The following is an 18,149-nucleotide window of genomic DNA, read 5'->3' on the forward strand; positions in this document are numbered from 1 at the left end:
AGTAAACCTTTGCGTGATCTACTTCCCGGCAAGGTTCTTGCCATAAATCCCATTATGCCTTCCTCGTTCTACTCCATGGCCTGACGCATATATATTTATGACTATGCATATGTGAGAGGAGGCCATGCTTGATGAGTGATCCCTTGTATGAACACCGGTTTTGGCTGCAGATTCTTGGCGACCACTGTCGATTTATTTTTACGGCACTGTCACCTAAGGAAAAAGCGGATATCGCCATAGCGGAACGTTTAATGACCCGATTTGATACGCTGCTTGACCAGTCTCGTCGTCCGGATGCAGCTGCTATTCTTCCAAGACTGAATCAGGAAGCCAATGAAGCTTCACTCGAACTGCGCCAGTTCAAATTGAGTCTGCTGGAACGTCAGCTTGCCGGCCAGATTGATCTGTTATTGACGCCATCCTTCGTGAATCATATGGTGAATGAACTTGAGGAGTATCTTCGAATCTTGCAGTCCTTGCTGGAAGGCAAGGGAGTTCCTTGGTTCCATCCCCTGCACTATGATTTGCTCTGGTTGCAGGATGCATATGGTCATGCCGCAGCTATAGCATCTGATCTGGACTTAACTGAAAAACCTTTAATTGCAAAGAGTATGGCATTCCAAAAGGATTTTGAAGGATTTTATCTGAAGGCAGTGGAAATGACAGGATACTTACGAACTCAGTTAAAAGACTTTCCGGCCCTGCGCAAATTCCATGCTGATGTTAATTTGGAAATGAAGGTATTTATGCATTTTCTATCGGAACTGGAGGAGTTTGAACTGACCGGGGAGGTGCTGGACCGGATTAATCCGCTCATGCCAGATCATATGTATCGTGAAGAATGCTATTATCTGTCCAAGTTGGCTGCGTTGGGAGAAGTCCAGAACCCGCAATGCGATCCGACGAAGCCTAGAGTTATGGGTTAAAGAATATGTTGTACGGATTAATAGGATGTGTTTTTGATTAGACAAAGTAGGCGCCGAAACACCACAGATCGGATAAGAGGTCTGTGGTGTTTTTATGTCATGAGGATGATATGAATAGAGGATATCGGTGATTCCGAAATCCGAAGGGAAGCTACACAGAGAATTAAGAAATGATTGAATTTATGGACATCTATCAAGATTCAATGAACGATATATCACCTATTAACCTCATAATGAAGCATACGAGGAAGATTAACAGCAACTGAATGATTAATCGATAAGACGATTAATTACACATGCTAACTTGAATGAAATCAAGAAGGAAGGCGACTTCTTTTAGGGGATTATACGTGCTATAATAAGTACGCCAAACACGTATTTTGCGCCCTTTGCGATTTAAACGATTTATATAGTGATACATAGGTCATTATCCATTTGATTTTACGCCGAAAATACTATTTATTCCCAAACAAATATAGACGGCATCATAGAAAGACGAGGGATGGCATAAATGAATAAATATGATATTGAGGAAATCTACTCCGAACCTATTCAAGCCTTCACGATATGGATGAAGCAGTCGGGTTATACCGAAGCGACAAGAAAAGAATATATGCGAGAGGTTTACGACTATCTCTTGTCATTGGATGAACTGCCTGTTCAGCAGGCGGGGAAATTGCATGTGGTTGGTTTTCTCGTATCCAAGCAGGAATCGGCTGGCGATAAAACGAGGAATCGAACCTTATCTGCAATCCGATCTTTTTATGCTTCGTTAATCGATTTTGAACTCACAACCAGAAACCCTGCACTTGAAGTTAAGAAATCAAAGACGGAGAAGAATAAAATACCGGTCTATCTGGAAGAGCAGGATCTTCAGAAAGCACTATCTTATGTAGAAGGACGTTATCGAAATCGCAATTTAGCCATATTCCTCTTGATGGGATACTGTGGACTAAGGGTGGGAGAGGTTCATCGGTTGAACCTATCTCATTTTAAGAAGGAGAAAGGTACGCTGGAAGTGTTGGGTAAAGGGCGAAAGTGGAACGAGATCCCGCTGCCGGCTTTAGTCGGAGAATACCTTGAGAAGGTGCAGGAAGAACGCATACAGCCATACAGCTCGAAGGAGGAAGCCTTCTTCGTCTCCCAGAAAGGAAGAAGGCTTTCCATCCGCCAGATTCAAAAAATTACTACTCAGGTCTTTAATGGGTATAAGCAGGACCATCCGCATATGACTGACTTGAAGTTGTCCTGCCATAAGCTTCGCCATTCCTTCGCGACCATGCTGCTGAATAACAATGTCGATATCCGTGTGGCCAAGGAACTACTAGGCCATGCATCTATCGAAACGACGATGATCTATACCCATATCAACGATGAACAGAAGCGCAGCGCCATGACAACGATTGAGGTGCCGAGGATCTGAATATGTATTCGCCATGTATAGAAGTCGCTGGTATCGGCGGCTTTTTGTGTGTATCGTATAGGGAGGAAACATATCAATTTCAGTATATTGTGCAGGAAAGTACATAGGTGCCGTTGAATATAACGGAATGCAGGTGAAGAGAGATATACCTAAACCGCAGGAGGAGAACAACCATATGAAGTCGATTTCTGTTCAAAGTCTTACGGACATGTTTCATTTGGAAGTACTTGCAGGGGCAGAGGGGATGGAACGTATGATTACCCGTCATCAGACGCACCGACCCGGGCTTGAGTTCGTTGGGTACTTCGATTTCTTTCCTATGGAGCGAGTTCAAGTGCTTGGCCGTAAGGAGATTACTTATTTATTGACACTAAGCGTGGAAGAACGCATGCTGCATATAGGAAATATCGTCAAATACCATCCGCCATGCTTCATCGTAACATCGGGACAGCAGGAAATTCCCTATCTGACGCTGTTTTGCAATCAGGAGGGCATTCCATTGCTCCGAACAACGGAGACAACAACGGAGTTTATTGCCAAGCTGAACGGTTATTTAGTGAAGGCGTTGGCGCCAGAAATGTCGATACATGCGGTATGCGTGAACGTATCCGGCATAGGGATCTTGCTTAGAGGCAAATCGGGTATTGGCAAAAGTGAAACGGCCCATACGCTTATTAGAAGAGGGCATCGGTTTGTTGCTGACGATATCGTCGTTCTCAAGAAGCTGGGGCCGGCGACGCTTCTGGGAACTCATAATGAGATCACCCGTGAATTCCTCGCACTGCGAAGCATTGGGCTGATCAATGTCGTGCGTCAATATGGACGGACGGCCTTTCAGGACGAAACACGCATTGTACTGGATATCGAGTTATGTCCATGGAAAGAGGACTCATTGAATAATGAGCTGGAGGCAGTGCCCCAATTCACAGAATATTTGGGCATTCAGATTCCGCATATCGAGGTACAGCTTCAGCCGGGACGGGATGTCGCCAGTCTGATCGAGGCAGCTGCGAACAATTGGTATCTTCGCCAACTGGGCTACAGCGCAGCCGAAGAGTTTATGAAACGAGTCGAGGATGAGATGCAATCGTGATAGGCACAACAATCTGAGATTTACGCTTAACAATGTCATCAGGCAACAAACATACCTTTTTTATCGCCAAGTATATTTCAAAAGGTATAGACCCGAATAGGGTCTATTTTGTTATGCCAACGAGCGCATCTTCATGCATAATCTGGTTGGCAAAACCTCAAGGTGGAACAAAAGATACTAGCTCACTTAATTAAGTTTGTCAGAAGTGGGTAATTACAAAGAATTGTATGTTAAACATACATATGAGCCATGTACTTGCTGTTTAGATAAATGGACGAGTGATTGGAACGCGTCATCCAGGGGCATATAGCAGCAGTCACTAAGCATACCCCGAACCACGCATCGTGCGCATTCCCGGATTTCTGGCTGAATGCGGTTAGCTTTACAGACATAAGTATATACATCATCGTTAGGAGGATCATCCGAATGGGAGAATTGAAAAAAACAGAAAATTGGGTTGCGGGACTGCAGTGGTTATTTTTCATATTTGCCAACATCGTTATTATTCCAGTCACCGTAGGAAAGGCGTTCCAATTATCGGATAATGCAATTATGACGACGCTGCAGCTATCCTTTATCGTGACGGGGTGCGCATGCGTCTTTCAAGCATTATGGGGACACCGCAGGGCCATTCTGGAAGGGCAATCCGGTTTGTGGTGGGGGATGATCTTGACTACGGTAAGCATTGCCACCGCTCAAGGGATTTCCTTGGGTGAGTTGGGGGGCAGCCTTGCCGTGGGGATTCTAATCTCTGCAGCCATCACGGTGGTCGTCGGCATATTCGGCTGGGGGACCGCGCTTGCCAAATTATTCAAGCCTGGCGTGATGGGCGTGTTCATGCTTCTATTCGGCTTCCAGCTAATTCAAATTTTTCTCAAAGGGATGTTGGGAATCCCCATGGGCAACACGCCTGACAACGTTTCGATTGTAGGGAGTATTGCCATTCTGTCCATCATTATGATGCTGCTCATGGTTGTTGTTAATGTGACCCTGCCAAACAAGATCAGTAAATATTCTCTCCTCATCGGCATTGTCATAGGCTGGGCTGCATTCGCTATTTTCTTGGGCGAAGAGAAGACCGTGGAGAGTAGTTCATCGTTTACCTTTGATTTCTTTTTGTTGGGGAAACCGGAATTCAATATCGGCATTATTATTGTGGCTGTGGTAACAGGTATTCTCAATTTGGCGAACACCTTTGGCGCCTTGAAGGGTACAGAAGATCTGTACGAAAGCGATACCAGCAAAAAACAGTTTAGCGCGAGCCTCATCATATCCGGCATATTCACGGGAATAAGCGGATTATTGGGGTTGGTTCCGTATGCTCCGTTCGTATCTTCGATCGGATTCTTAAAGCAATCCGGCATTATTCATCGAATGCCTTTTATCATTGGTGGGGTGCTATTTCTCATGATGGGCGTGTTTCCGCCTGTCGCTCATTTTTTCTCTAATATTCCGTTAAGCGTGGGTAGCACTGTGTTGTTCGTCTCTTATCTACAGCTGCTGATGTCTTCGCTCGATTTCTTGAAAAAGGTGAAATTCAACAAACGCAACGTATACCGGTCAGCTATACCGATCTTTGTAGCCGTCGTGATTATGACGTTCCCAGAGTCCTATTTTGCCAGCATTCCAACGTATATTCAGCCTTTTATTCATAATGGTCTGCTCGTTGGAATTACGTTAGCTTTGGTGCTGGAAAACATCATTCCATGGGACAAGATCCAAGAAAAAGGAGATAAAAACCAAAATAAGAGTTTAATCACGAATAATTCGGTTAAATAGTACACTAATGTTTCCTATTCCACTGGAAGCAACTCTATATTAGGAAGGTGAGCAGATGAATACGAACACGTACAAGATAGGACGGGATATCGATCCCCGTTACGGAAGATCTTGTATAGCCAGGAAGTCAGCAGTAGCTACACCAAGCAACTTGGCATCAATGGCTGCTAATCGAATTCTTAATGAGGGTGGCAGCGCAGTGGATGCCATGGTTGCAGCTAACAGTGTACTTGGTGTCGTATTCCCTCATATGACGGGCGCTGGCGGCGATGCATTCTGGCTGATCTACGATGCAAAAACAGGAAAGACACACTCCCTGAACGCATCAGGCAAATCAGCATCAAATGTCTCCATGTCCGATTTCTCCGGGAAGGACGAGATTGATGTACGTGGTGCCAAGGCAGCTAATACGGTTCCGGGAGCCGTGAGTGGTTGGATTGAAGCGCATCGTAAATTTGGCAAGCTGCCATTATCCCGATGTCTCGAACCTGCTATCGATTATGCTAAGAATGGTTTTCCAGTCGGCGATTCTGTAGCGAGATTCTCAGAATTTGCTATCGACTTATTGAGGACCTACCCCACTACAGCCAAAACGTTTTTGAAAAATGGAGTAGCTCCATACGTGGCTAGTGACATTATGAGAAATCCGAATCTGGCAAAGACCCTGGAACAGATTGCGGAAGGTGGCTTCGATGTCTTCTATAAAGGCGACATAGCCAAACGCATATGCGACTTTCTGCAGGAGCAGGGTGGATTTCTGACACCGGAAGACTTTGCAAACCACCAGGTCGATTGGACGGAACCTGTGGAAGTGAGCTATCGAGATTGGAAGGTTCTTGCTCCGCCGCCAAACTCCGCCGGGTTTGTTACCTTGCAAATTCTTGGCATGATGGAACATATGAATGTTAAGCAGATGAAGGAAAGCGAAAGTGATTTCATTGATCATTTTACTCGCGCAACGGCCTTCTCCTTCAAAGATCGGGATACCTATTTGGATGATCCGAATTTTAATCATATCCCGCTGGATACGTTACTGAGCAAGGATTATTTCCGTGATCGGTTCAAGCAGATGCACAATCCATCTCTTGGACCGCCGGAAACAGGCTTTGGCAAAAAAGGAGATACGACGTTCTCCTGTGCTGCTGATGAAGAAGGGAACGTAGTCGGCGTGATCCAGAGCTTATACTGGGAATGGGGCTCCGGACTGGTTGCAGGTGATACCGGAATTCTTCTGCAAAACCGGGGAACTCATTTCTCCTTGGACCCGATGGCCAGAGATCGGTTAGAGCCCAATAAACGGCCTGCTCATACGCTGACGTGCTCCATGGTTCTTAAGGAAGATCAACCTGAAATGGTGGTCGGCGCCATGGGTGGTGACGGAGAACCCCAGACGCAAGCACTGATCATCATGCGCGTACTGGATCAGGGATATTCGGTTCAAGAAGCTATAGATGCACCGCGGTGGCTCCTTGGCAGAACCTGGGGCGACCACGTCAGGGGCTTGAGGCTGGAAGGAAGATACGAGGAGAAAATAGCGGACAAGCTGCGTGAATTAGGACATGAAAATGTGGAGATTATCGAAAATTTCAGTGATTTAATGGGTCATGCCCAAGCAATTCGCATTTGGCCGGATCATCTCGAAGCAGGTGCTGACCCACGAGCGGATGGACTAGCTATTGGCGACTAACAGGCAAACTGCGATATGATATCCAACTATTCCAATAAAGAAAGGTGATATAATATGAATAATAACATGAACAATAATGATAACAATATGAAGAATGACATGCACAACCCAATGAACCAGAATAACAAGAATCACGAGTGTATGGGCGAAAATACACCTCAGCCGAAAAAGGGAGACCGGGGCGGCGATATCTGGGGCGCTCGTAACGTCGCCAGGGACTTGCAAAATCCTGATATTCTGGTACCCCCAGATACGGACCATGGTACAATGCCGAACCTGAAATTCTCCTATGCGGACTCCCATATGCGCGTAGAGCATGGAGGTTGGTCCCGTGAAGTAACGGTTAGGGAATTGCCAGCGTCGACTGAAATTGCCGGCGTTAATATGCACCTGGAGCCAGGCGGAGTTCGTGAGCTTCATTGGCACAAAGAAGCAGAATGGTCCTTTATTATCAAAGGAAAAGCACGTATCACAGCGATTAATCCGGATGGCAGCTACTTCGTAGATGATGTCGGGGAAGGCGACTTGTGGTATTTCCCTCCAGGAATCCCGCACTCCATCAAAGGCCTGAGCGAAGGTGTGGAATTTATATTGGTCTTTGATGACGGCAGCTTCTCCGAGAACAGTACATTCTCGATTACTGACTGGTTCTCGCATACGCCTAAAGATGTACTGGCTGCAAATTTTGGTGTCTGTGAAGAGACCTTTGACAAGATACCTAAACAAGAAGTTTATATGTATCAAGGAGAAGTGCCAGGTCCTATCATTCAAGAGCTGCCGAGGGATCTTAATGATTCGGTGAAAGAATCCTTCAGCTACAAGCTTACAGAGCAGAAGCCTATTGAGACTTGCGGCGGCAAGGTATGGATTGCCGATTCGAAGAACTTCCCTGTTTCCAAAACCGTGGCGGCTGCTCTGGTGGAAGTGGAGCCAGGTGGTATGCGAGAGCTGCATTGGCATCCTAACGCAGATGAGTGGCAATATTATCTGGAAGGACAAGGAAGAATGACGGTATTCGCTTCTGGCGGTAAGGCCCGCACCTATGACTATCAAGCCGGAGATGTAGGTTATGTGCCATTTGCCATGGGACACTACATCCAGAATACCGGTGATAAGCCTCTTAAATTCCTGGAAATGTTCAGAAGTGATTATTTCGCGGATCTTTCTCTTACACAGTGGATGTCTCAAACGCCACCATATCTGCTGAAGGAACACCTGAACCTGGATGATTCCTTTATTGAGAAGCTTCCGAAAGAAAAAAGCCCTAACGTAAAGCATAAAAAATAATCATACGAAGCATTGTAGCCTTGACCTCGCATACCGCTGAGGTCAAGGCTATTCTTATTGTATGGCTTGCAATTCTTGGCCTCCATTCTGATAATAGAATTAAAACCAACTAGAAGTGAAGTGGATATCATGAAAATTGATCTAGGTTCTCAGCAGATTGAATGCCATGTCGAATACAGCTCACGTAAGAAAATCTCAATTGAGCTTCATGCTTCAGGCTTGCTTATCGTAAAAGCACCCAATCGCACGGAAGATGAAGTGATCATCCATACGGTGAAGCAGTATGAGAGCAAGATTTTGAAGCAATTGCACGCCCTGGAAGCTGCTCGTACGGCTCCCAAGGTTAAAGCATATGACGAAGAGGGCCAAGGAAAGTTCCTTCATCTGGGGAAATACTATCCCCTCCATGAGTTAATCGAAACAAATGGACGAACCCAGGGAGAACTCCAGCAAGATCTGAAGAAGTTCTACTTCGTAAGTCTTAAGAAGGTGATCGGCGAACGTATTAAAATCTATCAACAGCAGTTAAAGGTCCATCCTAAATCATACACCATCGAAGAATCTCAGACGAAGTGGGGCAGCTGTAATTCATCCAAGCATCTTACCTTCAATTACCGCCTGGCGATGGCACCGTTAGAAGTCATTGACTATGTCGTTATCCATGAGCTGTGCCATATTCTCCATATGAATCATGATCGTTCCTTCTGGCGACGTGTTGGCAGCGTGATGAAGGACTACAAGGAGAAAGAAGCTTTTCTGGCAAGATATGGGCAAGCTATGACATTGTAAGCATGTAATGTATGAGGTGAAGAGGGAGGCCACGGCCATGGATAAGAATAAAGTTACGTACGAGTCGATTGACCATTATATCTCAACCTTCCCGGCTGACATCCAAGAAATCTTGGAGTCCATCAGGCGAGTAATCCGAGAAGCTGCACCCGAGGCGAACGAGAAGATCGGTTATCAAATGCCAACGTATTGGCAGCAGGGTAATGTTGTCCACTTTGCGGCTTTCAAGAATCATATCGGCTTCTACCCGGCGCCAAGTGGCATATCAGAGTTTGAGCAGGAACTGGCTCCTTATATTACAGGTAAAGGAACCATACAATTTCCGCTTGGCAAACCTATCCCATACGATCTGATAACGAAAATTGTAAAGTTCAGGGTGGGCGAGAATATCGCTAAAGCTAAGAGGAAATCATCGAAGAAGAAGTAGCAGATATCATTTAAGCTGGGGTGAGCTGGCGAATCGTAGTTTTTGGCATGATGACAGCGCACAACTTTTAAGTGCACAAACTGTTGCGAAACAGCGATTGCTGCTGCACTATACTTTGATTGAAAGGAGGGAAAGAGATGGATTGGCTTGCGAGAATGAATAGGGCGCTGGATTACATTGAAATGAATCTGTGCGGAGAGATTGAATTGTCTGAGGTTGCCAAGCAAGCTTGTTGTTCGTCATATCAATTTCAAAGGATGTTCTCTTTCATTACAAATGTATCACTCTCGGAATATATTAGACGCAGGCGGCTTACTCTGGCAGCCATTGATTTGCAAAACAGCGATGAAAAGGTAATCGATATCGCGATGAGGTATGGTTATGAATCTCCCGTATCTTTTGCAAGGGCATTTCAATTGTTACACGGTGTTAATCCAGCAATCGCTCGTCAGGAAGGAACTGCGCTTAAGGCCTATCCTCGGCTTTCTTTCCTTATTTCAATTAAAGGGGCAGAGGCCATGAATTATCGTATCGAAACAAAAGAATCCTTTGAAGTATTTGGAATGGAGCGGGTGTTTCATACCAACGGAAGCGATGGAGAACTTAAAACTCCAGCAGAGTTCTGGCAGCAATCTCATGCAAATGGTGAGGTTGAGAGACTTGCCGGGAATGCCGGCGACTTGCCAGGGAATGTGAGTGTAGATTTGCATAAAGTACATGCATTATGTAGTTATAGAAAAACGGAGAAGGATACTTTTCCCTACATGCTTTGTGCTTTTAAGAGCGAATCCAGCAAAACCCATGGATACACCACGATAACGATTCCTGCGTATACTTGGGCAGTATTTTCCTCGGATCCATTTACATGGGATCAATTTAATGAAACGATCGATACAATGTATCAGCGATTTTTTTCTGAATGGCTGCCTACGGCGGGGTATGAGCAAATCGATGGAATGGAATTTGAAATCTATGGAGCGAAGGATAATCTGAACTATCTTGAGCTATGGTTCGCGGTAAGAAGAATCAACTGAGTTCTTCACGGGAATTGTCATACATTTTAAAACGACAGGGTCACCCCAATCAGGGTGGCCCTTCTGCTCGTTATATGAGTCTAGTGAAAACTGCTGCATACAAGAACATATTGCACTTCATCAAAAAATGCTAATATGATCTAATTGCATATAAGTAGTGAACTCACACTTTCCGCCAATTATGGTAACGGCCAGGGAATACGCGCATTTACGCTGTCCGCTTGGGATGAGTCAACACAGAGCTGGATAGATCAAGGCGTGGAATATACGATTCCATGGACAAGTGCAGGTGAGCGTGAAGCGGGTGAAACGGTTAAGGTGAATCTCCAGCAGCCTCTGACTGGATCGGCTATCAAAATCAACATCAAGTCCGCCAACACCACATGGGGGAACAAAGTCGTTATGCGAGAGATTGCCTTTAACGAGTAGATTATCAAGCTTGATGTTTCGATGAAAGGAAGTATTCATAGCAGAGCAAGCAGCAGCGCCGTTCAAGGGGAATATCCCTTGGGCGGTTTTTTATGGCTATTAACTGCGTGGGGACCGATTAAATTGGGAGCAAGACAGCCTGTAAGGCGTTTCCATTTTAATAAAAATTTTAGGATAAGTATCTGCGAGGAATAAATTGGATTTTAGACCCATATTTTCATGTGAAAACCATTTCGACGCAGTCAGAAACTAAATCCCGAGGAGGAATGATTAATGAATTTGGCTTCACCGGATCACCGTTTGTTACACAAACTGTTAGGTGCTTGCGGCATCCTGATCATCTTCACGTTATTGATGATTTTGTTTCCCAGCACCAGCTCCGCCCACGGTTATTTAGATTCACCGGCGAGTCGCGGTCTATTATGCAAAAATAAAGTCAATACGGATTGTGGCGGAGCAGCGTATGAGCCGCAAAGTGCGGAAGCGCCTAAAGGATTCCCTAACGGCGGACCGCCCGATGGCCATATTGCAAGCGCAAGCAATACCTTTCCGAAGCTGGATGAGCAGACTTCGACCCGTTGGAGCAAAGTGCCGATTCAAGCAGGACCGCAGCCTTTTAGCTGGCAATTGAACGCGGCGCATGCAACGACCACCTTTAAATATTTCATCACGAAACCAGGCTGGAATCCAAATGCACCTCTGACGAGAGCATCTTTTGACTTGACTCCTTTTTGCCAGGAGGATCTAAATGGATCAAGCCCGACGAACTACCACACCACGAATTGCAACGTTCCCGCACGAACAGGTTATCATGTCATTCTGGCGATTTGGGAGGTTTCCGGAGCACCTACCGCTTATGTTAACGTCGTTGATGTGGATTTTGGTGGAGGCAGCCCACTGGCCGCACCTACAAATTTAACCTCGACTGCCATAACAGACAATAGCGTATCGTTAAGTTGGTCTGCGGTAAGCAATGCGGCGAGCTATCAAGTATTCCGCAACAATACTGCGATAGGCACGACAAGCTCCACTAGCTTCACGTCCACAGGCTTGGCGAGCGGTACATCCTATAATTTTACGGTGACAGCCATCGATGCCTCGGGTAACTCTTCTCCGGCATCTTCAGTTTTAACAGTCAGTACGACAGGCACCAATACGACCACATACCCGGCCTGGAGTGCAACCACAGTATACGTAGGCGGAAATAAGGTGTCTTACAATGGTGTCAATTATGAAGCCAAGTGGTGGACCTTAGGGGAAACGCCAACCGGCAATAATGTTTGGAAGGTTATTCCTTAGGGTTTACGACATGAGAAGCCCTGAAGGCTGAATCCCTTCAGGGCTTATTGCAGGTTATTTAGAAAATGGGTCTATAATACATCATAAGGAAGCTTGTTATCTCATGGACGTCTAGGTGGTAAATAGAAGTGTACAGATATGTTATTATAAAAAGCGTCTTGACGTTAAAAGGATGATTGGCTGTTCAAGCTATTTATATATTGGACCATCAATGAAGAAGGGAGATGGCATCATGTTAGAGGCGTTCGTATCCCCCAGCAGCACATGTACCAACAACTGCCGAACTGTGGTTTGCTTTATAGCTGGTATATTAACGTATCAGAATAACTTTGAGGCCGCTGCCAGCGAAATTGCTCTAAGATATCGGGACGCAAAAATCATCGTGATCTATCCCTACGGAATGGCGAACGGTATAGAGGGTTCCTCGCTTATCCGTTTATTATCAAGGCAGCTGACTCAAGCAGGCTATGATCTGACTCGGCAGCAATCCCGGCGAGTAATAAGTACGACAGAGATTATTCGAGAACATGCAATGGGTGCGAAGCATCTGATATTAATCGGGCATAGCGCCGGAGGCGTGATCGCCTATCGGACAGGCCTATATCTGGAGCAGAATTATGAATTTCAAGGAGTTCAGGTGTTCACTGTAGGCTGCCCTAAGTTTTATTTGAAGGACATCCCTTATAATGACAGGTTTACATATATAACGGGCCAAAATCGGGACAGAATTACTCAAATCGGCACTTGGCGGAAGCCGGGTTCCAGGGTGTACCAAGGAAGGCCGGGACGTGAAATACATATGGAGTTTAATCCGATTCATCAGGGATGGCGGTTTCATGCTTCGTACTTCCTGAAATCAGCGTGGACGGATTCTAATCAAGTATTGAATACGAATTCGGCAGCTTTGATCTCTAAGATTCATGAAATTTATCCGGATCAATGATTTGAGAATAGCTATGGTGAAGGGAGAAAAGTATCATATCAGCCTCTATCTGTATCCGGGCTGCCCCAGATTGAATGGGAACTAAAAGCGGTAAATTGTAACGCAGAAGAAGGCTATCTCATCCGATAGCCTTCTTTTATATCTGGAATTGATTCCTTGGTCAGTTATAACAAGCTTCCTATGGGCTCACAATTACCCCAAGAAAGCTATGGAACGTTTAACTTTTCTTGCAAATGCAATGGGATCATCGATGGACTCCCAGTGAATATACATTAGACGAGGGTTCTCAAACAACCAGTGATTGTGGACGGCTGTTACTTTAATCCCGTTCTTGCGAAGATTGGTCAGCAATTGATTGACTTGGCTTTGGAAGAGAGCTGTTTCTCCTAAACAGAGAGCACGACCTGAACTATCCAACGATTCAAAAGAGAATAATTGATAACGGATCAAGGGAGATGTGGTGCGTTTTCCTAGAATAGTAGCTCTGATTCTTCTGTTCCTCGAAACAAAACAAACAGGTCCTTTTGTAATCTCGTGCTCGGTTCCGCCTAGAATAGCTGAGAATCGATTACATAATCTTCTAAAGCGAGCACTCGCTTGTACTTCCGCCATACGAAATCATCCTCTCATTAAATGATAGAAAGTCAACATGGCTATCCATATTAACCCAAGAATGCAATGGATTCTTTTGTTTTTCTAGCAAATGCTACAGGATTGTTAACAGACTCCCAGTGCATATACATTAAGCGAGGTTGTTCTTTTAACCAGTGATTATGAACGGCGGTTACTTTAATTCCACGTTTGCGAAGATTCGAAATCAATCGATTCACCTGGTTTTGATGTACAGCAGTTTCACCCAAACAAAGTGCACGGCCCGATTTATCAAGCGATTCAAACGAAAACATTTGCATTTGAACCAGTGGGGATCTTGTTCTTCTACCCAGGATGGTTTCTCGAAGATTAGTCATACGCGTTACAAAACAAACCGGACCTTCTTCGATTTCCGATTCGCCTCCCAGGATTCTTGCAAATTGGGCACAGAGTCTTCTAAATTGTGGGCTTACCTTCACTTGTTCCGCCATTAGTAATCCTCCTTTAATCAAATTCTATGTATCCTATGACTAGAGGAGAGTATTGGATTGGACCAAAACATAGATTATTTAGAATAGTTTTTCTCGCCTTGCTCTCACATAGACAGAAGATCATTGATATAGCGTAATTGACTCATTGATAAGTTGAGCTTGATCTGTAACGGTGATAAATTTCCAATACTCAAGATTCCAGGCGAAGGGTGCTGCTGGAAGTGGCAGATGTCCGATCAGGCGTGACCAGAGCAGATTAATGAGAGGGGAAAGCCATTATTGAAGAAGTAAAGTGAGGGATGATAGCATATTGAAACATGCCATCACCATATACTCTGCTATCAAGCCAATACAGATGGTTGTCTTTAAGTATGCCGAAGGGTGGGGTATGGTTTGTCGGATCCTTTTGTAGTCAGATCATTAGACGAAATACGTTTTTGGTCACGCATTATGAAAGAACATTCCTTTTTTCTACGACTAGGCTTTAGATGTGAAGACACACAGTTAATTAATGAGGCTAATCAATTTCATGCAATCTTTGAGGATATTGAAAGAAGATCGCATTCTTTTCAAGCAGATACTGACCCACAAACAATTCGACAGTTTAATTCAGAGGTTCACAATGCTGCTGCAAACATTTGGGCATTTAAGAGAAAGGTACTTGGGCTTATACTGCGGTGCCAACTTCCTGGGGGAACAAATTTCCCACTGCTTGTAGATCATGTTAGCCGAGAAGCAAATTACTTTAGAAATCGGTTAGAGGAACTCAATAACGGAAGACTTGAACCATTACCTGATGCGATTATCGATGAGAATGTTTTTTTTCTAAAAATCATGGCTGACCATGCAAAATTTATCGGTCATCTGCTTGATCCATCCGAACGAAAATTAGTGGAGCAAGCAAGGGAGTTTAGCCAAGACTTTGATACGTTGATGTATCAAGCCATTGACTTAAGCTCCATGCGTCCACAATCGCAAACCCAGCCATTACTAAGTCAATTTGTTGATGAAAATCGTGTTTCAGTTAAATCATTGCGAGATTTTAAGAAGACTGCGCGCGATTTAATTGAGGAGTGTCGAATCAAGAGTATCATTCATCCCTTATTAGCGGATCACGTTTTTCGTGAGGCTGAACGATTCTTATTTATTCTTGATATGTTCGATCGGTCATTGTCTGGTGTGAAGGTAAATAAGAAAGAAATCATGCATTAATTTAAGGGAGGTATATTTGATGGAAATACCCATAACGGGGTTTGTTTCCAATGGCTCCGATTCGGGACACTCGCATCAACTCTTTCTTACATCTTGGGATGGAAGACCAGTTAACGTTCACGTCCATCCCTTTGAAGGTAATACATCCTTTGATGTTGGACACTTCCATCATTATGTGGGTGTGACGGAGCCAGCTCCAAGTGGTGTTCCACACGTCCATCAGTATCATGCCCAAACATCATTCAATGACCAACACAAACACATGATTAGAGGTACAACTGGTCCGGCTATTCCCTTGGCGGGCGGTGGGCATTATCATTATTTTGAAGGTTACACCACTGTTGATGGCAGGATTCCACATGCTCATCGATATAGTGGAAACACAGGTAATGAGCAGGGTTAAATAGTAACTTCTATGCCGGATTGAAGAGGCATTCACGTGTAGTTTCCTTTTCAGAACTAACGCTGTTCTCGACGAAGCGGCATCTCTTCAATAAATAAAAATCCCATCATGACTTCACGATGGGATTTTTTGGATATAATGGTTTGTGCGGAAAGCCCTCGGTTTTATTTTGAATTGCCCTCTAATGGATCCGCATGACGGTTCGCGGTTTTATGAATTGCTCGGTCGAGTTTCGATTGTCCCTGGATTTCTTCAGCCGCTTCCATTTGATCATTTAACTGCTGTTCAATCTGTCCAATTCCATGAGCTTCTTGATGCTGTTTGCTCTTCGCCAAAACGATCCCTCCATGTTGTCTTAATAATCTCTGCATGACTACAGTTCGCCAAACCGCACCAATTTATACAATCGTCTGTACACTATGCTATACTTGATTTGTATAAAATTTCATCATTCAGAGGCCATCCACATCGGGTGGCCTTTCCCAGCAGAATCATCAAAATTGAACTTAACAGCGAGATCCGTAGATTAATTTATGAACAGAAGTTCCTGGGGGGGAGTATAAGTGCCAAAGCGTATTCTGCTTGTAGAAGACGACAGGGATATCAGCCAGCTGATTGAAAGTCATTTGAAGCAGGAAAATTATGAAGTACTCATTGCATTGGATGGAGAGGAAGCAGAATCATTCATTGATCAGGAGGAGTTTGATCTCGTCCTACTCGATTTAATGCTCCCTAAAGTGAACGGCATGGAAGTCCTGAAGCGGATCAGGGAAAAAAGCGTCGTTCCCGTCTTGATTATTTCGGCTAAGGGCAGCGATCTCGATAAGGCGCTTGGACTTGGTTTTGGAGCGGATGATTATTTAAGCAAACCGTTCTCCATGATTGAGCTGACCGCCAGAGTGCAGGCTGCCATACGCAGAGCAACGCAATATGTCCGGACCGAGAGTCAGCCGACGGGGGATCGGATTCAATTTCATGACCTCAATCTTGATTTAAGCACATTCTCTGCACAGGTCCGTGGTCAGAACGTCCCCCTCACCTCGAAGGAGTTTCACATTTTGAAATTGTTCTTAACGAATCAGAGCAGGGTGTTCACCAAGGAGCAAATCTATCAATTCGTATGGCAAGAGGATTATTATGGGAACGAAAATGTGATAAATGTTCATATCCGCAGGCTTCGAGAAAAAATCGAAGAGGATCCGTCAAACCCTCAGTTTATTCGTACGATTTGGGGTATCGGATATAAACTGGGTGGCTAGCGAATGATAATTTATTTTCTATGCGCAGTGATTGCTGTTTTGCTACTGATGAATATCTGGCAATATGTTTCCCGAAGAGGATGGAATCAGAACATACAGCAAATAACGAATAAAATTTCCGACATCATCGAACACCAAACCGCTGAGAAGGTGCTTCTCCAAACCGACCAGCAAGCCATCCAACATGTTCTTATCCAAATCAACCGTCTTCTGGATTATAACCAAAAAGTGATTGCAGATTATGCCCGAACCAAGGATAGCCTCAGGAAAATGATCTCTAATATGTCCCACGATTTGAAAACGCCTCTAACTGTCATTCTTGGATATGCAGAGAAGCTAAACCTGGAAGAATCTTTAACTGAAGAAGAAAGAAAGCAGGTTATTTCGCGGCTGAACGATAAGGTGAATAATCTTGGTGCATTGCTTAACCAATTTTTTGACCTTGTAAAAATCGAGTCAGAAGACTACGAAATCCCGCTCAGCAAAATTTCGCTGGGTGAGATTTGTCGCCAAAGCGTGCTTGAATTTTATGAGCTGCTGTCATCCCAAGGTCTTCGGGTAGAGCTAGAAATTCCGGAGTGTCCATTATACATATTTGGCAATGAACATGCGCTGCATCGAATCCTGAGCAACTTAATATCGAATTCGATCCGGTATGGAAGTGACGGGGGCGTGTTTGGTTTAACACTTCGCGAAGAAGGGGAATCGGTTGCTGTTGACGTTTGGGATCGCGGAAAAGGGATTATGGAAGTTCACCAAGATCGCGTGTTTGAAAGGCTCTATACCTTAGATGATGCCCGAAATCCGCATTTTCAGGGAAGCGGGCTAGGTCTTAGCATTTCGAAACGTTTAACGGAGGCCATGAAAGGTTCGATTCGGTTAACGAGCACACCGTTTGAGAAAACGACGTTTACGTGTACTTTTAAACAAGTGTCCTATTAGATCTCCCAAGAGAGGTGTTCTGTCTGAACGCCTCTTTTTCACAACTTAAGAAACTTGTAAGGAATGAGTAAGAAAAATCAACCAATCCTTGCTTTACGATGGAAGTAATTCAAAGAACGATTTTATACGGGAGGA

Annotated in this window: 19 protein-coding genes; 16 read left to right on the forward strand and 3 right to left on the reverse strand. The window is 44.6% G+C overall.

All coding sequences use genetic code 11. The features are described from left to right. The first annotated feature begins 131 nt into the window (after nucleotides 1–131). The 12 genes from AM231_RS08500 to AM231_RS08550 all read left to right on the forward strand — a co-directional run bounded on the left by AM231_RS08500 (nucleotide 132) and on the right by AM231_RS08550 (nucleotide 13,116). The gene (locus AM231_RS08500) at nucleotides 132–926 is read left to right on the forward strand and encodes a DUF2935 domain-containing protein (protein WP_054402239.1); all 795 of its coding nucleotides are present in this window, start codon (nucleotides 132–134) and stop codon (nucleotides 924–926) included. Between the two features lie 511 nt (nucleotides 927–1,437). Then, complete coding sequence (locus AM231_RS08505; RefSeq protein WP_054402240.1) at nucleotides 1,438–2,349, forward strand: tyrosine-type recombinase/integrase; 912 nt, start codon at nucleotides 1,438–1,440, stop codon at nucleotides 2,347–2,349. 175 nt (nucleotides 2,350–2,524) lie between these two features. Then, nucleotides 2,525–3,442, forward strand: a complete 918-nt coding sequence (hprK, locus tag AM231_RS08510; RefSeq protein ID WP_054402241.1) for an HPr(Ser) kinase/phosphatase — start codon at nucleotides 2,525–2,527, stop codon at nucleotides 3,440–3,442. 426 nt (nucleotides 3,443–3,868) lie between these two features. Next, the gene (locus AM231_RS08515; protein ID WP_082341567.1) at nucleotides 3,869–5,221 is read left to right on the forward strand and encodes a uracil/xanthine transporter; all 1,353 of its coding nucleotides are present in this window, start codon (nucleotides 3,869–3,871) and stop codon (nucleotides 5,219–5,221) included. A gap of 55 nt (nucleotides 5,222–5,276) precedes the next feature. Further along, on the forward strand, nucleotides 5,277–6,908 hold the full coding sequence (ggt, locus tag AM231_RS08520) for a gamma-glutamyltransferase (RefSeq protein WP_054402242.1): 1,632 nt from the start codon (nucleotides 5,277–5,279) through the stop codon (nucleotides 6,906–6,908). A 141-nt stretch (nucleotides 6,909–7,049) separates the two neighbouring features. Then, complete coding sequence (locus AM231_RS08525; protein ID WP_054403578.1) at nucleotides 7,050–8,195, forward strand: oxalate decarboxylase family bicupin; 1,146 nt, start codon at nucleotides 7,050–7,052, stop codon at nucleotides 8,193–8,195. 129 nt (nucleotides 8,196–8,324) lie between these two features. Further along, entirely contained in the window at nucleotides 8,325–8,984 is a 660-nt protein-coding gene (locus AM231_RS08530) for a M48 family metallopeptidase (protein WP_054402243.1), read from the forward strand. Between the two features lie 37 nt (nucleotides 8,985–9,021). Further along, nucleotides 9,022–9,411, forward strand: coding sequence for an iron chaperone (locus AM231_RS08535; protein ID WP_054402244.1), 390 nt, complete (start codon nucleotides 9,022–9,024; stop codon nucleotides 9,409–9,411). Nucleotides 9,412–9,548: 137 nt separating this feature from the next. Beyond that, nucleotides 9,549–10,445 carry an AraC family transcriptional regulator gene (locus tag AM231_RS08540; protein ID WP_054402245.1) on the forward strand — a complete coding sequence of 299 codons (897 nt, stop codon included), beginning with the start codon at nucleotides 9,549–9,551 and terminating at the stop codon, nucleotides 10,443–10,445. Nucleotides 10,446–10,589: 144 nt separating this feature from the next. Then, nucleotides 10,590–10,874, forward strand: coding sequence for a hypothetical protein (locus AM231_RS29465; RefSeq protein WP_131724725.1), 285 nt, complete (start codon nucleotides 10,590–10,592; stop codon nucleotides 10,872–10,874). A 273-nt stretch (nucleotides 10,875–11,147) separates the two neighbouring features. Next, on the forward strand, nucleotides 11,148–12,173 hold the full coding sequence (locus tag AM231_RS08545; RefSeq protein ID WP_054402246.1) for a lytic polysaccharide monooxygenase: 1,026 nt from the start codon (nucleotides 11,148–11,150) through the stop codon (nucleotides 12,171–12,173). A gap of 211 nt (nucleotides 12,174–12,384) precedes the next feature. Beyond that, nucleotides 12,385–13,116 (forward strand): lipase family protein, encoded by a 732-nt coding sequence (locus AM231_RS08550; protein ID WP_242615092.1) that lies wholly within the window; start codon nucleotides 12,385–12,387, stop codon nucleotides 13,114–13,116. 192 nt (nucleotides 13,117–13,308) lie between these two features. Here the strand turns inward: AM231_RS08550 and AM231_RS08555 are convergent, their stop codons facing one another. Together AM231_RS08555 and AM231_RS08560 are read right to left on the reverse strand one after the other, a co-directional pair. Next, nucleotides 13,309–13,728 carry a DUF1259 domain-containing protein gene (locus tag AM231_RS08555; RefSeq protein ID WP_053493545.1) on the reverse strand — a complete coding sequence of 140 codons (420 nt, stop codon included), beginning with the start codon at nucleotides 13,726–13,728 and terminating at the stop codon, nucleotides 13,309–13,311. Nucleotides 13,729–13,778: 50 nt separating this feature from the next. Next, nucleotides 13,779–14,198, reverse strand: coding sequence for a DUF1259 domain-containing protein (locus tag AM231_RS08560; RefSeq protein ID WP_054402248.1), 420 nt, complete (start codon nucleotides 14,196–14,198; stop codon nucleotides 13,779–13,781). 450 nt (nucleotides 14,199–14,648) lie between these two features. Here AM231_RS08560 and AM231_RS08565 point away from each other — a divergent pair, with 450 nt between their 5' ends. Further along, nucleotides 14,649–15,410 (forward strand): DUF2935 domain-containing protein, encoded by a 762-nt coding sequence (locus AM231_RS08565; RefSeq protein WP_054403579.1) that lies wholly within the window; start codon nucleotides 14,649–14,651, stop codon nucleotides 15,408–15,410. A 19-nt stretch (nucleotides 15,411–15,429) separates the two neighbouring features. After that, nucleotides 15,430–15,813: a YmaF family protein gene (locus AM231_RS08570; protein WP_054402249.1), complete on the forward strand. Its 384-nt coding sequence runs from the start codon at nucleotides 15,430–15,432 to the stop codon at nucleotides 15,811–15,813. A gap of 164 nt (nucleotides 15,814–15,977) precedes the next feature. On the opposite strand, the gene AM231_RS29010 is transcribed toward AM231_RS08570, so the two are convergent. Further along, on the reverse strand, nucleotides 15,978–16,148 hold the full coding sequence (locus tag AM231_RS29010) for a hypothetical protein (protein ID WP_165593381.1): 171 nt from the start codon (nucleotides 16,146–16,148) through the stop codon (nucleotides 15,978–15,980). A 228-nt stretch (nucleotides 16,149–16,376) separates the two neighbouring features. Here AM231_RS29010 and AM231_RS08575 point away from each other — a divergent pair, with 228 nt between their 5' ends. Together AM231_RS08575 and AM231_RS08580 are read left to right on the forward strand one after the other, a co-directional pair. Then, the gene (locus tag AM231_RS08575) at nucleotides 16,377–17,072 is read left to right on the forward strand and encodes a response regulator transcription factor (RefSeq protein ID WP_054402250.1); all 696 of its coding nucleotides are present in this window, start codon (nucleotides 16,377–16,379) and stop codon (nucleotides 17,070–17,072) included. Between the two features lie 6 nt (nucleotides 17,073–17,078). Beyond that, nucleotides 17,079–18,014 (forward strand): sensor histidine kinase, encoded by a 936-nt coding sequence (locus AM231_RS08580; protein ID WP_054403580.1) that lies wholly within the window; start codon nucleotides 17,079–17,081, stop codon nucleotides 18,012–18,014. Nucleotides 18,015–18,149: the final 135 nt, after the last annotated feature.

It is taken from the genome of Paenibacillus solani (assembly GCF_001277345.1).
Classification (GTDB): domain Bacteria; phylum Bacillota; class Bacilli; order Paenibacillales; family Paenibacillaceae; genus Paenibacillus_AQ; species Paenibacillus_AQ solani.